Source organism: Corallococcus sp. AB045 (genome assembly GCF_003668895.1).
Taxonomy (GTDB): domain Bacteria; phylum Myxococcota; class Myxococcia; order Myxococcales; family Myxococcaceae; genus Corallococcus; species Corallococcus coralloides.
Window position 1 is genome coordinate 1 of the sequence record NZ_RAWN01000028.1, and the last position, 16,993, is coordinate 16,993.

A 16,993-nucleotide genomic window follows, 5' to 3' on the forward strand; every position below is an offset into this window, starting at 1 on the left:
CAGGAAGACGAGCACCGTGGGCAGCGCGTTCTCCCCGGAGAACCACCCGAGCCGCGCCTTTCCGGCCCCGGTCCGGGCGCGCCGCCCCAGCACCAGCAGCGCCCCCACGCACCCGAACACCCACCCGGACGCGCCCACGCTCACCGTTGGAGACCACCAGAGCGAGCCCGCCATCGTCGCCAGCCCGGACACGGCGAGCAGCGCCACGTAGTCCCACCACCGGCACGAGCGCTCCACCGCCGTGCCCACCCCCGCGAACACCAGCAGGTTGAGGCCCAGGTGCAGGGCGTCCCGGTGCAGGAGGTTGGCCGTCAGGAGCCGCCAGCCCTGCTCCGCGTCCGTCACCAGGGGGCCGGACTTGGCCCCCCAGTGGAGCAGCGCATCCACTCCCGGTGGGCCTCCGGACGCCACCAAGGTGTACAGAATGGCCTGCGCCGCGATCAGCGCTATCGTGAGCCCCGGTATCCTGCCCTCCCCACCCTTTCCGGCCAATCGACCGATGGACAACAGTGCCTTCCTGCCCCTGGGATGGGCGAAAAACCCTGTTGTTCTCGGGGGATACATGGCTTGTCTCGGCAAAGGGCATTCTGCTATAGCTGTACTCGGACCGGACCCGTGCTGAAGCTCATCATCGAAGACGACGAGGGGCGCAAGACCGTTGTTCCCTTCGTGCGCGACGAAATCACCATTGGCCGTCAGGAGGGGAACACCATCCGCCTGACTGAGCGAAACGTGTCACGTCGACACGCCCGGCTCGTGCGCCTCAATGGACACGTCGTGCTCGAAGACCTGGGGAGCTACAACGGCACCCGGATCAACGGAGAGCGCGTCGCAGGCCAGCTCCCTCTCAAGGAGGGCGACCTCATCCAGATCGGCGACTACGATCTGGCGTTGCAGGTCGAGGGCGCGGCCAACGCCGGCGCTCCTACTGGCGCCATCACCGCCAAGGTGCCCGCCTCCCGCCGGCCGGAGCCGGAGCCCGAGGAGGAGGACGACGACGAGGTCGCCGGAGGTCCCCGTCCCCGCGACACCATGGTGGATGGTGAGGACGAGGCGGAGGACGACGACTCGGGCGACGAGCACGAGCACACGCCCGTGTCCGCGGATGCGCGCCGCAACGCCACGTCCATCATCCGCATGGACCAGATGGAGGCGGACCGGCCCCGGCGCGTGGAGCGCGTGCCCGAGGACGAGCAGCCCCGGCTGGTGGTGCTCGGCCCCGCCGAATTCAAGGGCCAGGAGTACGACTGCAACCGCACGGAGCTGCGGATCGGCCGCACGTCGGAGAACGACGTGGCCCTGGACCACCGCTCGCTGTCCCGCACGCACGCGAAGGTCGTGCGCGAGGAGACCGGCGAGTGGCGCGTCATCGACATGCAGTCGGCCAACGGGATGACGGTCAACGGCGAGAGCTACGCCCAGGCGACGCTCTCTCACGGTGACATCATCGAGATGGGCCACGTGAAGCTGCGCTTCGTGGGGCCCGGCTCGCTGGAAGACGACATCGCCGCGCAGGGCCGCACCGGCTCCAAGAAGATGTGGGTCGCCGCGGTCATCGCGTTCCTGTCCATTGGCGCGGGCGCGGCGATCTTCGTGGTGAAGGGCCAGGACCTGCTGCCCAAGCCGCCGGACACCACGCCCCCCGTGGTCGCCGCGGATCCGCAGTCCATCCCGGAGCCGCCGCCGCAGACGAAGCCCCCGGAGACGAAGCCCCCGGAGACCGTGGCCGCGAACCCGCCCGCGACGCCTGAGAAGGCGCCCGAACCTCCGGCGGATCAGGCCTTCCTGGATGCGCTACAGGGGGGCAAGTTGAACATCGCCGCCACCGCGCTCGATTCGCTCCGCAAGACCAAGGCGCTTCCGGCCACGACCCTGGAGGCGCATCAGGCACGGCTGGACAAGGAAAAGAAGGCGGACAGCGCCATCCAAGCGACCCGCAAGGCCCTCAAGGCCAAGGAGGTCGATGGCGCGGTCAAGAGCTTCAGCGCCATCCCCGAGGACACGGTCTTCGCGGAGGCCCGCAGGGAGCTGAGCGACCAGTTGGAAGCCGCGCAGGCGCAGGCCGCGCAGACCACCCCTGTGACGGAGCCCCCTCCTTCGGATGCGCAGGGAGCGACTACCGCCGCCAAGAAGCCGGCTGGGCAGCCCACGTCCGAGTACATGCAGCGAATGAAATCGGCGGAGGGGGTTGCCAAGAACATCGAGGAGATCCAGGCCAAGGTCCGCGCCCTGATCAAGGATCAGGAGCTGGATAGGGCGCTGGTGATTGCCAAGGACTGCGCCTTGATGGCGCCAGACATCCCTGAGTGCCACCTGATGCTGGGCTTCACGTATGCGAAGCGCAATGAAACCGAGATGAGCGTGCGGCACTACGGGCAGTTCCTCTCCCTCACGGATGAGGGTTATCCCAAGCGCGACCTGGTGATCAAAGCCCTGGGCAAGCTCACCGAGACGCCGCCCCCGACGCAAAATCCCCCCACCTCACGTGATGGCAAGTAGATCCCCGCAGCACTTCCCTCAACCCTGCAGCGAGGAGACGCTGTGCAGATTCGCATCCTGGTAGTTGATGACGAGCAGGACAACTGCGACTACCTCAAGCTCGTGCTGACCCGTGAAGGCTACGAGGTCGTCACCACCACGGACCCCACGCAGACGGTGGACATCCTCCGTGGCTCCGACTTCCATCTCGTCATCCTCGACATGATGATGCCGCAGATGTCCGGCACCGAAGTGCTGGAGCTGATCCGCAAGTACGACACGGACATCGCGGTCATCGTCGCCACGGCCTACCCCACCGTGGACACGGCCGTCGCGTCGCTCAAGGCGCAGGCGTCCGACTATGTGAAGAAGCCCATGGAGCCGGAGCAGTTCACGGCCGCCGTGCGCAACGCGCTGCAGAAGAAGGGTCTGTCCCAGGACCCGGAAGCGGACCTGCACCGCGCCATCGGCCGCACCATCCGCGACGCGCGCAAGACGCAGGAGCTCACGCTCAAGCAGCTGGCCCGCCGCACCGGACTGTCCGTGTCCCTGCTGTCCCAGATTGAACGCGCGGAGTCCTCCGCGTCCATCTCGTCGCTCTACAAGATCGCCTCCGCGCTGCAGCTGCGCATGGGCGAGCTGTTCGGCGACACCTAGCGGCCGGAGAACCGGGGCGCGCGCTTCTCCAAGAAGGCCGCGCGCCCCTCCTTCGCGTCCTCGCTGCCAAACGCCTCGCCGCGCACCTGACGCAGGTGCGCGACGTCCTCCGGGGACAACCCGGAGCGCGCCAGCAGCCCGAACGCCTCCTTCATCCCCGACACCGCCTTCGGCGCCCCCGCGGCCAGCGTCGCGCACAGCGCCAGCGCGCGCGACTCTGCATCCTCGGGGCACTCATCCAGCAGGCCCCACGCGAGCGCCTCCGCCGCCGGCAGCCGGCGCGCGGTGAGGAACAGCTGCTTGGCGCGCGACAGCCCCACCAGCCGCACCGCCCGCGACAGGCCCTCCGGCGAGTACACGATGCCCAGCCGGGCCGGAGGCATGAGGAAGAACGCGTCGGAAGCCCCCACGCGGAAGTCGCAGGAGGCCGCCAGGTCGAAGCCCGCGCCCACCGCGCCGCCCTGCACCAGGGCCACCGACGGCGCCGGGTGCCGCTCCAGCTTCAGCAGGCACGCCACCAGCGGGTCATCCGGCAGCCGCCCGTCCGCGCCCGGCGGCCCCAGGTGCGTCAAGTCGTAGCCCGCGCAGAAGTGGCCGCCCTGGCCGCGCACCAGCAGCGCTCGCACGTGGGTGGCAGGCTCCAGCGCCGCGTCCATCCGGGCCAGCAACGCGTCATTCAGCGCGTTGCGCCGCGACGGGTTGGAGACGGTGAGCACCCGGACACCGCCCTCGCGATCCTCCACCTCCAGCGTGGGCTCCATCCTGCGCGTCGCTCCCGTCTCCTTGCGTGAAGCCCGTGGCTACTCGAGCACCACGAGGACATCACCCTCGTTGACCGCCTGCGCTTCCTTGCAGCGGATCTCCTTCACCGTGCCGCCCTCTTCGGCCTCCACGGGCATCTCCATCTTCATGGACTCGAGGATGACGAGCGTGGTGCCGGCCTCCACCTTGTCGCCCACCTTCACTTCGATCTTCCACACCGTGCCCGTGATGTGCGCCGCAACGTCCGCCATGAACCGTCCCTCCTCGGGTGGGAAACGAGCGCGGGGGGTCTCCCCGCCGCCCTTTAAGGCTTCGCGTGATGATCCAGGAAGTGCGTGTCCAGCTCGCCGGCGCTGAAGGCAGGGTCCTTCAGGATGCGCAGGTGGAGCGGGATGTTCGTCTTGATGCCTTCGATGCGGAAGGACTCCAGGGCCTTCACCGCGCGGGCAATGGCCTCGTCGCGCGTGGCGCCGCTGATGATGAGCTTGGCGATCATCGGGTCGTAGTTCGGCGTCACCACGTCCCCTTCCGCGTAGCCGGAGTCCAGGCGCACGCCCTCGCCCGTGGGCGGCTGGAACACCTTCAGGGGGCCGGGGGACGGGAAGTACTTCACCGGGTCCTCCGCGTAGATGCGGAACTCCAGCGCCGCCCCTTTGCGCTTCACGTCCTCCTGCTTCACCGTCAGCTTCTCACCCGCGGCGATGCGCAGCTGCCAGCCGATGAGGTCCAGGCCGGTGGTCAGCTCCGTCACCGGGTGCTCCACCTGGAGCCGGGCGTTCATCTCGATGAAGTACACCTGCCCGTCGGAGTACAGGAACTCCACCGTGCCCGCGTTGGCGTAACCGAACGCCTTCGCCGCCTTCACGGCCGCCGTGAAGAGCGTGTCCGCCAGCGCCGCGTTCCGTCCGTTGGCGAACAGCACCGACGGGGCCTCCTCCACCACCTTCTGGTGCCGGCGCTGGATGGAGCACTCGCGCTCCAGGCCGTGGATGAGGTGGCCGTGGGTGTCGCCCAGAATCTGGACCTCGATGTGGCGGGGCGCCGGGAAGTAGCGCTCCAGGTACACGCCCTCGCGGCCGAAGGCGGCCTTCGCGCGGTCCGTGCACTGGCGGTACACCTTCTCCAGCTCCGCGGGGGTGTTCGCCGCCGCCATGCCAATGCCGCCACCGCCGCTGGCGGCCTTGCACAGCACCGGGTAGCCGATGCGCTCCGCGGCCTCCAGGGCGCTCTGCACGTCCGGCAGCACGCCGTCGCTGCCCGGCACCACCGGCACGCCCGCGGCGGACACCAGCTTGCGCGCCTGGCTCTTGTCCTTCATCCGCGCCATGGCCTCCGGCGGCGGACCCACGAAGACCATGCCCGCGTCCGCGCACGCCTGGGCGAACTCGCCGTTCTCCGACAGGAAGCCGTAGCCCGGGTGCACCGCCTGGGCGCCCGTCTTCTTCGCGGCCTCCAGGATGGCGGGGATGCTCAGGTAGCTGTCCTTCGCGGGCGCGGGGCCGATGCGCACGGCCTCATCCGCCTCCTTCACGAAGGGCAGGTTCACGTCCGCGTCCGAGTGCACCGCCACCGTCTTCACGCCCATGCCCCGGGCCACCGCCCCGATGCGACGCGCGATTTCTCCCCGGTTGGCGATGAGCAGCTTCTGGAACATGGCAGGCACCCTGGCGTTGCGAAGGGCGGCCAAACTAACCCCCACCCCCTTGACTGACAAGCGTCCGGGCGGTCGCGCAACAGGTCCGTACAGTCCCGTAAATTTGCGGGCTTGCGAGCCCCTGGCGTACCTTGCCCGACGTGAATCCTCCCTCGACAGGAACGCACAGCGTCGTGGACCTGCATGGTGCCCGTCGCGCCCGCCGTCTGGACTTGTACCGGAACCGGCTCAACCAGCGGCAGCAGGACACCCGCGCCAATCTGGTGACGCTCTACGAGGGCGGCACCCTCTTCACGCCCGATGGCACCCAGCAGGGCCGCTCCCTGCTCAAGGCCCTGCAGTTGCTGCAGCGCGCCGGCACCCGCCTGGAGGAGCTGTCCGGCGACGGGCTGCTTCCCGCCCCCAGCGCGTCGGAGCGCATCGATGCGCTCTACGACGAGGTGGACGGACTGTTCACCAAATGCGACCGCCTCACCGGCAGGGGCACGGCGAGCGTCGCCCGCCTCCCCCGCTAGCGTCCCCGCCGCTGCCTGACTACGGCAGCTCCGTCTGGCCCTGACGGCGCAGGAACGTGGGGATGTCGAACTGATCCTCGTCCAGGGGCAGCGCCGCGTCCTTCACCACGGCCGTGCGCGCGCTCTGCATGGACGACTTGGGCGACTCCACGGTGGACATGGCCGGACGCGGAGTGCCCTTCGTGGGCACCAGGCTGGCCACCTCCTCACGCGACGAGGACAGCACGGAGGGCTGCGTGGAGGGACGGCCCACCAGCGGCACCTGCACCACCTGAGCCATGGGGCGCACCTTGGGCGCGTCCCGGTGCACGAAGCCCGTGGCGATGATGGTGATCTTCACCTCGTCCTGGATCTGCTCGTCGATGAGCGACCCGAAGATGATCTCCGCCTCGCCGTCCGCCGCGTCGTGCACCAGCGTCAGCGCCTCGTTGACCTCCTGCAGGGTCATGTCGCGGCCGCCGGTGATGTTGATGAGCAGGCCCGTGGCGCCGTCGATGGAGACGTCCTCCAGCAGCGGGCTGGAGATGGCCTGCTGCATGGCGGTGACGGCGCGGCGGTCGCCACAGGCGTGGCCCGTGCCCATGAGCGCCAGGCCCTTGTCGCTCATGATGGTCTTCACGTCCGCGAAGTCCACGTTGATGTAGCCGTGGTACTGGATGAGGTCGCTGATGCCCTGCACGGCGTTGAGCAGGACCTCGTCGGCGCGCTTGAAGGTCTCCAAGAGCGGCATGGGCTCATTGGAGAGCGACAGCAGGCGCTGGTTGGGGATGGTGATGAGCGTGTCCACCGCGGCCTTGAGCTCCACGATGCCCTGCTCGGCCTGCTTGCGGCGCTTGTTGCCTTCGAAGAGGAAGGGCTTGGTGACGACGCCCACCGTGAGGCAGCCCAGGCTCTTGGCGATGTCCGCGATGATGGGCGCGGCGCCCGTGCCGGTGCCACCGCCCATGCCCGCGGTGACGAAGACCATGTCGGCGCCTTCCAGCACCGCGGCGATCTGATCGCGCGACTCCAGGGCGGCCTCGCGGCCCATCTCCGGGTTGGCGCCGGCGCCCAGGCCCTTGGTGAGCGCCTGGCCCAGCTGCAGCCGGGTGGGCGCCTTGCTCGCGGCGAGCGCCTGGACATCGGTGTTGGCGGCGATGAAGTCGACGCGATCCAGCTTCGACAGAATCATCGTGTTGACCGCGTTGCATCCCGCCCCGCCCGCGCCCACGACACGAATCTTCGCGGCCTGCTTGTTCTGCTCGAACTGGTCCATGTCGTCCTCGTGGCGGAAGCACCGCGGCGCCGTCCGCGGAAACACCCACCCTCAACAATCATCAGGAAGTCGGGCGCTTTGGCAAGTATTCCGCTACCAGCCTGTAGCGCCCTGCTGCGCGGCCGAGTCCTGACGCCCACTTACGCGAATGGCATCAGCGGCCATGCGGACATCGCGCGGATGTAAACACCCTCTTGACTCGCGTCCGGTGACTCGCCGTGACCAGTTGTGCGCGCCTTCCGCGCACGCGTGATGTGACAGGACGGGGCGCGGATGACGAAAAGGCCCGGCTCCCTCGGGGGAACCGGGCCTTGCGTGTTTCATTCCTGAAGTGCAGCGCTACGGGGCGGGCTTCTCCACTTCCACCTTGGCCATCCGCGTGATGTTGAACTCCACGCGGCGGTTGTTCTCACGGCCCGCGGCCGTCTTGTTGGTGTCCACCGGCTTCGACTCACCGAAGCCCTCGGACTCCAGGCGCTCGCCCGCGATGCCCTCGTTGACGAGGAACGTCTTCACGCTGGCGGCGCGACGCTTGGACAGGTCCAGGTTGGCGGCGTCGTTGCCCTGGCTGTCCGTGTGGCCCTCGACGCGCAAGAGCTCCACCTGCGGGTTGGCGCGCAGCACGGCGGCCACCTGCTTCAGGATGGGGAACGAGCGCGGCAGGATGACGTCCTTGTTCGTGGCGAAGTAGACCTTCTCCAGGATGAGGATGCGCTCGCCCTCGACGAGCACCTTCACCTTGCCCTTGTCGGGGCAGCCGTCCTCGTCATCCACGCCGTTGATGGTCTCCGGCTCCAGCGGGCACTTGTCCGCCGTGTCGGGGATGCCGTCCTTGTCGTTGTCCGGATCCGGGCAGCCGTCCTCGTCCTGGAAGCCGTCGAAGTCCTCGGGCGCGTTGGGGCACTTGTCGTCCGGGTCCATCAGGCCGTCGCCGTCGGTGTCCACCGGCGCGGGCGGAGGCGGCACGGGCTTCGTGTCCGGGCAGCCGTCATCGTCATCGAAGCCGTTCACCGTCTCCGGCTCGTTGGGGCACTGGTCGGCCGTGTCCAGGATGCCGTCGCCGTCGTTGTCCGGATCCGCGCAGCCGTCCTGGTCCTGGAAGCCGTCGAAGTCCTCGGGGCCTTCCGGGCACACGGGCTTCGGAGGCGCCGGGGCGCGCTCCGGGGTGCTGTAGGCCACGGACGCGAGCACGCGGAAGGTCGGCGTGCCGTAGCCGTGCGTGAGGCCCGGGCCCGCGCCCACCTGCGCGGACAGACCGGTAGGCGCGCGGTACTTCAGGGCCGCGAGCAGCTCCAGGGGACGCTCCTCCTCGTTCTGCTGCTTGAAGCCCATCGAGCCCACCAGCGAGGCCTGGGCGGCCAGCGGCAGGTCACCCAGCGGAACCTCCGCGCCCACCCCGTACGCCAGCGCGCTGCCGACGTTCAGGTTGCGCAGCTGCTGCGACTCGCGGATGTCCACGCCCACGTTGGCGAGCACGCGGAAGCGCTTGCCGTACTCCGCCACCACGCGCGGGTTGACGGACACACCGGACCCGCCGAGGAAGTTCGACGCACCACCCGTGGGCAGCGAGATGGGCAGCACCACGGACACGCCGTAGTCATCGCCATCCAGCAGCCGCGCCTTCGGGATGAGGCGCAGGTCGCCGATGCCGCCCCCGCTCACCCCATTGGCGAAGGAGGAGTCCACGGCCGGCGAGTTCTCCGAGCCCTGAATGGTGATGGGCAGCACGACGCCGATTTCGAACCGGTCGAAGAGGCCGACGGCGCCCATCAGGTCGAAGCCCACCTGGCTCTTCACCAGGGAGGTGACGTACGTGTCCGAGCGGGGGTCGAAGAAGTTGAGCGGCTTGTCGGCGTAGTTGACCGACAGCCCCACGTTCCACCCCAGGTGCCGCTGCACCTTCGCGCCGTGCACCGCGAGCACGTCCGCGACGCCCGGGCCCGGCTTGTACTGCTGCACGTCGATGGCCTGCGACACGGCGGTGGCCTGCGCGTGGGCAGGGGTGCCCATGCCCACGACCAGCGCCATGACGAACACGGCCAGCGCCCCACCCGCGCGCGCCAGGAGGTCCCCGGCGCGGCGGAAGCGGCGGCCCACCAGGGGCAGCGCCAGCAGCATCAGCGCGAAGGGCGCCAGCGAACCGGAGCCGCCCGTGCTGCAGCCGTGGCCCACGACCAGGAAGTCGTCGTTGGCGTCGAGCGGATCGGAGCCGCCCTTCACTTCCGTGCCGTCATCGATGCCGCCCTGGTCGGTGTCCTTCATGTTCGGATCCGTCTCCGTGGCGTCACGGCGGCCGTCGTGGTTGGCGTCCTCCTCGCCGTCCTTCAGGCCGTCGCCGTCCGTGTCCGGGTTCTTCGGGTCCGTCTTCGTCGTCGGATCCGCGTCCGGCTTGAAGTTCGGGGACGTCTTGTCGGTGCCCGCCGGAGCGGTCTCCGCGGTGACACCCATCTCCGTGCCGTCGTTGATGCCGTCGTTGTCGCTGTCCGGGTCGAGCGCGTCGATGACGCCGTCGCCGTCCGTGTCCGTCAGTCCGTCGATGCCGTCCGGCACGCCGTCGTCGTCGGAGTCGGAGTCGAACGGATCCGTCCCGTGCTCCAGCTCCGTGGCGTTGTCGATGCCGTCGCCGTCCGCGTCCTGGTCATCCGCCGGGTTGAGCGGGTCGGACTCCTGCACGTCCACGCGGCCGTTGTGGTTCCTGTCCTCGATGCCGTCGAACACGCCGCCGTTGTCGGTGTCGGGGTCGAGCGGGTTCGTCTTGGTGTCGGGGTCCTGGTCCGCCTTGAACTTCGACGGGTCGGTGTCGCCGCCCTGGGGCACGGTGAGGCCCAACTCCAGGCCGTCCGTCAGGCCGTCGTCGTCCGTGTCGATGTCGTTCGGATCCGTCTCGGTCGGGTCCTTGAGGCCGTCGTGGTTGGCGTCCTCGTTGCCGTCGGTGAGACCGTCGTCATCCGTGTCGTCGTCCAGCGGGTTGGTCTTCGTCGACGGGTCCTTGTCCGCCACGAACCTGGTCGAGTCGGTGTCGTCGCCCTGCGGCTGGGTGAGGCCCAGCTCCACGCCGTCGGTCAGGCCGTCGCCGTCGGTGTCCGGGTTGTTCGGATCCGTCTCGTCGGCGTCGACGACGCCGTCGTGGTCCTTGTCCTCGTTACCGTCGAGGATGCCGTCGTCATCCGAATCGTCGTCCAGCGGATCCGTGCCGCCCACCTTGACCTCGATGCCGTCGGGGATGCCGTCGCCGTCGGTGTCCGGGTTGTTCGGGTCGGTGCCCGCGAGGACTTCTTCGGCGTCCGTCAGGCCGTCGTTGTCCGTATCCACCGTCCCCGCCTGGTTGACGGTGAAGGTGGTGGTCGCGGTCGTGCTGTTCGTGCCCGCGCCGTTCGTGGACACCGCGGTGACGGTGTACGTGCCGTCCGCCAGCGGGCCGGGCAGCGCCTGGCTCCAGTTGCCGGAGGCGTTCACCGCGATGGGGCCGTAGATCGTGCCCTGGAACAGCACCGTCACGGACGTGGCGTTCGCGGACGTGCCCGACACCGTCACGTTGGGGACCACCACCGTGGCGCCGTTGGCCGGGACGGTGATGGCCACCGTCGGGGCGGCCGTGTTCACCGTGAAGGTGGTGGAGGCCTGCGTGCTCGTGGTCGTCCCATCCGAGGACACCGCCGTCACCGTGTACGTACCGTTGGCCAGCGGACCCGGCAGCGCCACGCTCCAGCCGTTACCCGTCAGCGCCGCCGGGTAGTTCGTCCCCTGGAACGTGACCGTCACGCTGGTGGCGTTCGCGAACGTGCCCGTCACCGTCACGTTCGGGTCCGTCACCGTCGAGTTATTGGCCGGCTCCGTGATGGTCACCGTCGGCGTCGTCGGCACCGACACCGTGAAAGTGGTGGAGGCCTGCGCGCTCGTGGTCGTCCCGTTCGAGGAGACTGCCGTCACCGTATACGTGCCGTTGGCCAGCGGGCCCGGCAGCGCCACGCTCCAGCCGTTACCCGTTAGCGTCGCCGGGTAGTTCGTCCCCTGGAACGTGACCGTCACGCTGGTCGCGTTCGCGAACGTGCCCGTCACCGTCACGTTCGGGTCCGTCACCGTCGAGTTATTGGCCGGCGCCGTGATGGTCACCGTCGGCGTCGGCGCCGGCACCGTGAAGGTGGTGGAGGCCTGAGTGCTCGTGGTCGTCCCGTTCGAGGACACCGCCGTCACCGTGTACGTGCCGGCCGCCAGCGGGCCCGGCAGCGCCACACTCCAGGTGTTGCCCGTCAGCGTCGCCGGGTAGTTCGTCCCCTGGAACGTGACCGTCACGCTGGTCGCGTTCGCGAACGTGCCTGTCACCGTCACGTTCGGGTCCGTCACCGTCGAGTTATTGGCCGGCGCCGTGATGACCACCGTCGGAACCGGCACCGCCACCGTGAAGGTGGTGGAATCCTGCGCGCTCGTGGTCGTCCCATCCGAGGACACCGCCGTCACCGTATACGTGCCGTTGGCCAGCGGGCCCGGCAGTGCCACACTCCAGGTGTTGCCCGTCAGCGTCGCCGGGTAGCTCGTATTGTTGAAGCTCACCAGGACGCTGGTGGCATTCGCGAACGTGCCCGTCACCGTCACGTTCGGGTCCGTCACCGTCGTGCCGTTGATCGGCGCCGTGATGGTCACCGTCGGCGTCGTCGGCACCGCCACCGTGAAGGTGGTGGAGGCCTGCGTGCTCGTGGTCGTCCCGTTCGAGGACACCGCCGTCACCGTGTACGTGCCAGCCGCCAGCGGGCCCGGCAGCGCCACACTCCAGCCGTTACCCGTCAGCGTCGCCGGGTAGTTCGTCCCCTGGAACGTCACCGTCACGCTGGTCGCGTTCGCGAACGTGCCTGTCACCGTCACGTTCGGGTCCGTCACCGTCGAGTTATTGGCTGGCGCCGTGATGACCACCGTCGGCGCCGGCACCGCCACCGTGAAGGTGGTGGAGGCCTGCGCGCTCGTGGTCGTCCCATCCGAGGACACCGCCGTCACCGTGTACGTGCCATTGCCCAGCGGGCCCGGCAGCGCCACGCTCCAGGTGTTGCCCGTCAGCGTCGCCGGGTAGCTCGTGTTGTTGAAGCTCACCAGGACGCTGGTGGCATTCGCGAACGTGCCCGTCACCGTCACGTTCGGGTCCGTCACCGTCGTGCCGTTGACCGGCGCCGTGATGGTCACCGTCGGCACCACCACCGTGAAGGTGGTGGAGGCCTGCGTGCTCGTGGTCGTCCCGTTCGAGGACACCGCCGTCACCGTGTACGTGCCAGCCACCAGCGGGCCCGGCAGCGCCACGCTCCAGGTGTTGCCCGTCAGCGTCGCCGGGTAGTTCGTGCCCTGGAACGTCACGGTCACGCTGGTCGCGTTCGCAGCCGTACCGGTCACCGTCACGTTCGGGTTCGACACCGTCGAGCCGGTGGCCGGCGTGGTGATGGTCACCGTCGGCGTCGCCGCGGCGGTGATGGTGAAGGCGTTGGTGTTGCTCTTGGGGCTCGCCTGGCCGTTGACCTCCGCGTACGCGTACACCGTGTGAGCAGCGACGCTGAGCTGGGTCGTGGGCGTGAAGGTCCAGTTGCCCGAGGCATCCGACGTCGTCCGGCCAATCTCCACGTTGTCCACGATGACGACGATGGTCGTGTTCACCGGACCCGTGCCGGTGAAGGCGGGCGTCCGGTTGGACGTGGTGGAGCCGTTGGCCGGCGTGGTGACAACCGGAGCCGCGGGCACGGTCAGCGCGGACGTGAGCGTGTTGACCACGCCGACATTGCCCGCCGCGGAGCCGTACGTCGCGCCGTCATAGGTAGAGCCCGCGAGCGCCTGCGTGCCCGCCGCACCGCCCGAGGTCGCCGTGGCCGCCACGGTGTTGCAGTTGATGGCCGCGCCCTGGAGGAAGATGTTGCCACCTCCCGCGCCTCCGCCCGTCCCGTGCTCATCCGCGGAGCTGATGCCGCCACGGCCGCCCTTCGCGGAGATATTGCCGGGATTGCAGGTCAGATTGCCATTGAAGCGCAGGGACAACGTACCGCCCGCGCCACCGCCACCCGCCGCGTCATTATCCGAGTCGCCGCCCGCCGCGCCGTCCGCATTGATGACACCGGCGCCCGCGAGCGAACCGCCGCGGATGAACACGGCACCACCCGCGTTGCCGCCACCACCGCCCACTCCGTCGTTGCCATGACCCGAACCGCCACCACCGCCGAACAGCACGCGCGTCGGCGGCAGGAAGTTCATCTTCGCGCCGCCCAGGCCGCCCACCGCGCGCGCCGGGGCGGTGTCACCCGTCCACGTCCGGCCGCCGATGCCGCCCTGACCGCCGTTGCCGCCGCCACCACCACCGGAGTTGTGGCAGATGCCGGCGCCGCCCGCGTTGAGGATGTTGCCCCGGCCCGTGATGCCGTCGGCATCAGGGTACGCCGCCGGAAGCTTGAAGCGACCCGGCACCACGCCTTCTCCCTTGATGGCACCGCCCGGATACACCTCGTCGAACTCCGTGCAGTTGTCGCCATCCCCGTTGAAGTACGTCGCGCCACGGAAGCCCGCGCCATTGGCGGAGATGGTGCCGTTGTTGATGACCGCGCCCTGGGCCAGGAAGACCACGATGCCGCCCAGGCTGTCGATCTGGTCCTCGTCGTTGGACCAGCCCTTGGCGACGATGCTGCCACCCGCACTGACGGTCACCGTCGTGTACTCGGGCACGCGGATGGCCTGGGCCGCGGAGCGGCGGGCCAGCTCGTCATCGTCCGGGCCGCCCAGGAACGGCACCGTGAGGGGCGAACCGAAGGTGAGGCGCGTGTCCGTCAGCGCCGTCACACGCGCGAACTGCCAGCGGCCCACCGGGTCTGATGAGAAGTCGAACGGCCCCTGGTTGCCGGACGTCACCGGGCCCGCGTAGCCGGTGGACTGGTACACCATCACCAGGTCGCCGACGGCGAAGCCCGTCGTGTCCGTCACCTCCACGAACGACTGCCCGGCGTTCGCGGGTTCCGTCAGTCGCGCGTAGGTGTTGATGGTCAGCGTCTGGCCGGCGCCGACCGTCAGCTCACCGTTGTGGCCATTGCCCAGACCGAACGTGTCAGGTTCCGCGAACGCGGGTGGCGCCAACAGCACGGCACACAGCAGGGCCAACAGGCCCGCGGCCGAGCGGCGAAGTCCCGTGAGGGGCGTCAGCAACCGCGAAGTCTTTTGTGGAGTCATAAGGTCAGAGGCTCACCAGGAGCGGAGAAATCCGTTCCGGGAGCCACGGGCTCCCATAGCAAGCCGGAAGCCATCCTCTGTCGAATTCCCAATCCGTCCAAATCCTGGAACTTGCACGACTGGCCGCCCGTACTTAGGGCGAGAGTCCGGAAGCCGGATCCGGATTCCGGATTCTGGAAAGGGCTCCGCGTCTTGGACGGACGCGTCAGCGTCCCCCTCTGACACGTCAAACGAGTTCCCGGACACACGCCTCCAGAAACGCGAAAGGGCCCCCGAAGGGGCCCCTTGGCTCAACGCGTCAGCAAAGCCGGGAACCGGCCTAGAAGATCTCTTCCAGCCACTCGCGCATCCGGCCCTTCACCTTCTTGTAGACGTTGCCGTCCTCGCGGATGCGGAACATGCGGCGGTCCATGTGCTTGGCGCCGTAGACGACCAGGCCCACGCCCGTGGCGTACATGGGGCTCTTCACCACGTCCACCAGGCCGCCAATGCCGCGCGGCATACCCCGGCGCACCGGCAGGCCCAGCACCTCTTCCGCCAGCTCCGGCATGCCCGCGAGCAGCGTGGAGCCGCCCGTGATGACGATGCCGGACGCGAGCAGGTCCTCGTAGCCGCACTTCTGGATCTCCCGGTGCACCAGCTGGAAGATCTCCTCCACGCGCGGCTCCAGGATCTCCGAGAGGATCTGCCGGCCCAGGACGCGCGGCTGACGGCCGCCCACGCTGGGGACCTCAATCGTCTCGTCCTTGTTGATCATGGACGCGAGCGCGCAGCCGTACTTCTGCTTGATGCGCTCGGCCTCGTGCGCGGGGGTGCGCAGGCCGATGGCGATGTCGCTCGTCAGGTTGTTGCCGCCCAGGGCAATCACGGCCGTGTGGACGATGGCGCCGCCGGAGAAGATGGCGATGTCCGTGGTGCCGCCGCCGATGTCGACGAGGCACACGCCCAGCTCCTTCTCGTCCTCGCTCAGCACCGCTTCGGCGGAGGCCAGCGGCTGGAGCACGATGTCGGAGACGTTCAGGCCCGTGCGATTGGCGCACTTGACGATGTTCTGCGCGCTGGAGACGGCGCCCGTGACGATGTGCACCTTGGCCTCCAGGCGCACGCCGGCCATGCCCAGGGGCTCCTTGATGCCGCCCTGGTCGTCGATGATGAACTCCTGCGGCAGGACGTGGATGACCTCCCGATCCAACGGGATGGCCACCGCCTTCGCCGCGTCGATGACGCGCGCGATGTCCGCGTCGCGGACCTCCTTGTCCTTCACCGCGACGATGCCCTGGGAGTTGAAGCCCTTGATGTGGCCGCCGGCGATCCCCGTGTACACGTGGGAGATCTCCGCCCCGGCCATCAGCTCGGCTTCCTCCACGGCGCGCCGGATGGACGACACCGTGGCCTCGATGTTGACCACGACGCCCTTGCGCAATCCCTTCGACGGATGCGTGCCGATACCGATGATGTCGATACCGCTATCGGTCAGCTCGCCGACGATGGCGCAGATCTTCGTCGTGCCGATGTCGAGGCCGACGATGATCTCCCCCGACTTCTGCTTCGCCATGACTCCTCCCAGGCTCCCTCACTTTCGTGAAGGAAGCATCCTCACTGCGTCGAGTCCCCGCTCCGCACGGAGTCGGACCCACTCGAAAGCCTCACCGCCACCCAACCCGGTCGGGCACGGTTATCCAGGCGAATGATCGCGGCCGCAAGCCCCCTTGTGCTGAGCTCGCGTCGAACGCGCGCCAGCCGCTGGAGCTTGACTTCCGTATCGCCAGCACCGAGGCGCACCTCCTGCCCCGTCGCCGTCACCAGCGCAAGCCCGGTGTTCTCCAGGCGCACTTCAGAAAGCCGCTCGGATCGCCCGGGCAACAGCCGCGCATAAGCACGGGTTACATCCAGCGCGTCGCGGAACTTCGAACGCACCGCGTCCGGGTCCGCCACGTACGCATCGCGCTCCACGCCCGTGACGAGCGGCAAATCCAGCCCGTCCCCCGGGGTGACGCGCTTGAAGGGCTCGCCCTCCTCGTCCAGCACGTACAGGTCGCCCAGCACCGCCAGCGCCGCGGGTGCGTGCTCCGTCACCTCCACGGACACCCCGCGCGGAAACCGGCGCGTCACCTCCACCGTGCGCACCCAGGGGTGCTGGCCCATGGACCGCGCCAGCGCGGCCGGGTCCAGCGTCCACAGGTTCTGCCCCGCCGTGAGCCCGGACAGCTTCAAGAGCTCCGGGCGCGACGCGCGCTCCAGGCCGGAGAAGTTCACCGACTCCAGCGCGAAGCGCGGCGACACCACCGCCCAGGCGCGCAGCTCGATGCCGCCCCAGATGAGCCCCGCCGTCGCCACCGCCAGCCCCAGCGCCTTCGCCACCGACGGCCCGTGCGAACGGACCGCGCCCTTCACCGCGTCATTGCGCGGTGCGGCGTCCAGGCGGCGGCGGTTCTTGGATTTTCCGAAGGCCATGACTAGGGAGGCGCATGCTGCGTGCGGACATCG

General features: G+C 69.0%; 11 protein-coding genes. 3 read left to right on the forward strand and 8 right to left on the reverse strand.

Annotated features, from left to right (window positions below; all coding sequences use genetic code 11):
* Positions 1 to 387: rhomboid family intramembrane serine protease (locus tag D7Y21_RS09390; protein ID WP_233612039.1), on the reverse strand; the 387-nt coding region annotated here is incomplete at its 3' end.
* A 228-nt stretch (positions 388 to 615) separates the two neighbouring features.
* Between D7Y21_RS09390 and D7Y21_RS09395 the strand changes: the two genes are divergently transcribed.
* Entirely contained in the window at positions 616 to 2,499 is a 1,884-nt protein-coding gene (locus D7Y21_RS09395) for an FHA domain-containing protein (RefSeq protein ID WP_120566815.1), read from the forward strand.
* 42 nt (positions 2,500 to 2,541) lie between these two features.
* A complete protein-coding gene (locus D7Y21_RS09400; RefSeq protein WP_014398871.1) occupies positions 2,542 to 3,135 on the forward strand; it encodes a response regulator in 594 nt (197 codons plus the stop codon).
* Here the strand turns inward: D7Y21_RS09400 and D7Y21_RS09405 are convergent.
* From D7Y21_RS09405 to D7Y21_RS09415, 3 genes are read right to left on the reverse strand one after another with little or no spacing between them, the layout of a single operon-like run.
* On the reverse strand, positions 3,132 to 3,896 hold the full coding sequence (locus D7Y21_RS09405; RefSeq protein WP_121712657.1) for an enoyl-CoA hydratase/isomerase family protein: 765 nt from the start codon (positions 3,894 to 3,896) through the stop codon (positions 3,132 to 3,134). The genes D7Y21_RS09400 and D7Y21_RS09405 overlap by 4 nt on opposite strands.
* A gap of 39 nt (positions 3,897 to 3,935) precedes the next feature.
* On the reverse strand, positions 3,936 to 4,148 hold the full coding sequence (locus tag D7Y21_RS09410) for an acetyl-CoA carboxylase biotin carboxyl carrier protein subunit (protein WP_120566813.1): 213 nt from the start codon (positions 4,146 to 4,148) through the stop codon (positions 3,936 to 3,938).
* Positions 4,149 to 4,201: 53 nt separating this feature from the next.
* Positions 4,202 to 5,551: an acetyl/propionyl/methylcrotonyl-CoA carboxylase subunit alpha gene (locus tag D7Y21_RS09415; RefSeq protein ID WP_120566812.1), complete on the reverse strand. Its 1,350-nt coding sequence runs from the start codon at positions 5,549 to 5,551 to the stop codon at positions 4,202 to 4,204.
* 173 nt (positions 5,552 to 5,724) lie between these two features.
* On the opposite strand from D7Y21_RS09415, the gene D7Y21_RS09420 reads away from it, so the two are divergent.
* Positions 5,725 to 6,066, forward strand: coding sequence for a hypothetical protein (locus tag D7Y21_RS09420; RefSeq protein WP_233591908.1), 342 nt, complete (start codon positions 5,725 to 5,727; stop codon positions 6,064 to 6,066).
* 19 nt (positions 6,067 to 6,085) lie between these two features.
* On the opposite strand, the gene ftsZ is transcribed toward D7Y21_RS09420, so the two are convergent.
* From ftsZ to D7Y21_RS09440, 4 genes are all read right to left on the reverse strand, one after another.
* Positions 6,086 to 7,321: a cell division protein FtsZ gene (gene ftsZ, locus D7Y21_RS09425; protein ID WP_120566867.1), complete on the reverse strand. Its 1,236-nt coding sequence runs from the start codon at positions 7,319 to 7,321 to the stop codon at positions 6,086 to 6,088.
* Between the two features lie 339 nt (positions 7,322 to 7,660).
* Positions 7,661 to 14,482: an Ig-like domain-containing protein gene (locus D7Y21_RS09430; protein WP_233612040.1), complete on the reverse strand. Its 6,822-nt coding sequence runs from the start codon at positions 14,480 to 14,482 to the stop codon at positions 7,661 to 7,663.
* Positions 14,483 to 14,825: 343 nt separating this feature from the next.
* The gene (gene ftsA / locus D7Y21_RS09435; RefSeq protein WP_120566811.1) at positions 14,826 to 16,061 is read right to left on the reverse strand and encodes a cell division protein FtsA; all 1,236 of its coding nucleotides are present in this window, start codon (positions 16,059 to 16,061) and stop codon (positions 14,826 to 14,828) included.
* A 41-nt stretch (positions 16,062 to 16,102) separates the two neighbouring features.
* Positions 16,103 to 16,960 (reverse strand): cell division protein FtsQ/DivIB, encoded by an 858-nt coding sequence (locus D7Y21_RS09440; RefSeq protein ID WP_120566810.1) that lies wholly within the window; start codon positions 16,958 to 16,960, stop codon positions 16,103 to 16,105.
* Positions 16,961 to 16,993 lie beyond the last annotated feature (33 nt).

What these genes read in the sequence shown, in the direction of transcription:
- ftsA (WP_120566811.1), bottom strand. Translation starts at nt 16,061, where the DNA reads ATGGCGAAGCAGAAGTCGGGGGAGATCATCGTCGGCCTCGACATCGGC.
- ftsZ (WP_120566867.1), bottom strand. Translation starts at nt 7,321, where the DNA reads ATGGACCAGTTCGAGCAGAACAAGCAGGCCGCGAAGATTCGTGTCGTG.
- D7Y21_RS09405 (WP_121712657.1), bottom strand. Translation starts at nt 3,896, where the DNA reads ATGGAGCCCACGCTGGAGGTGGAGGATCGCGAGGGCGGTGTCCGGGTG.
- D7Y21_RS09415 (WP_120566812.1), bottom strand. Translation starts at nt 5,551, where the DNA reads ATGTTCCAGAAGCTGCTCATCGCCAACCGGGGAGAAATCGCGCGTCGC.
- D7Y21_RS09410 (WP_120566813.1), bottom strand. Translation starts at nt 4,148, where the DNA reads ATGGCGGACGTTGCGGCGCACATCACGGGCACGGTGTGGAAGATCGAA.
- D7Y21_RS09440 (WP_120566810.1), bottom strand. Translation starts at nt 16,960, where the DNA reads ATGGCCTTCGGAAAATCCAAGAACCGCCGCCGCCTGGACGCCGCACCG.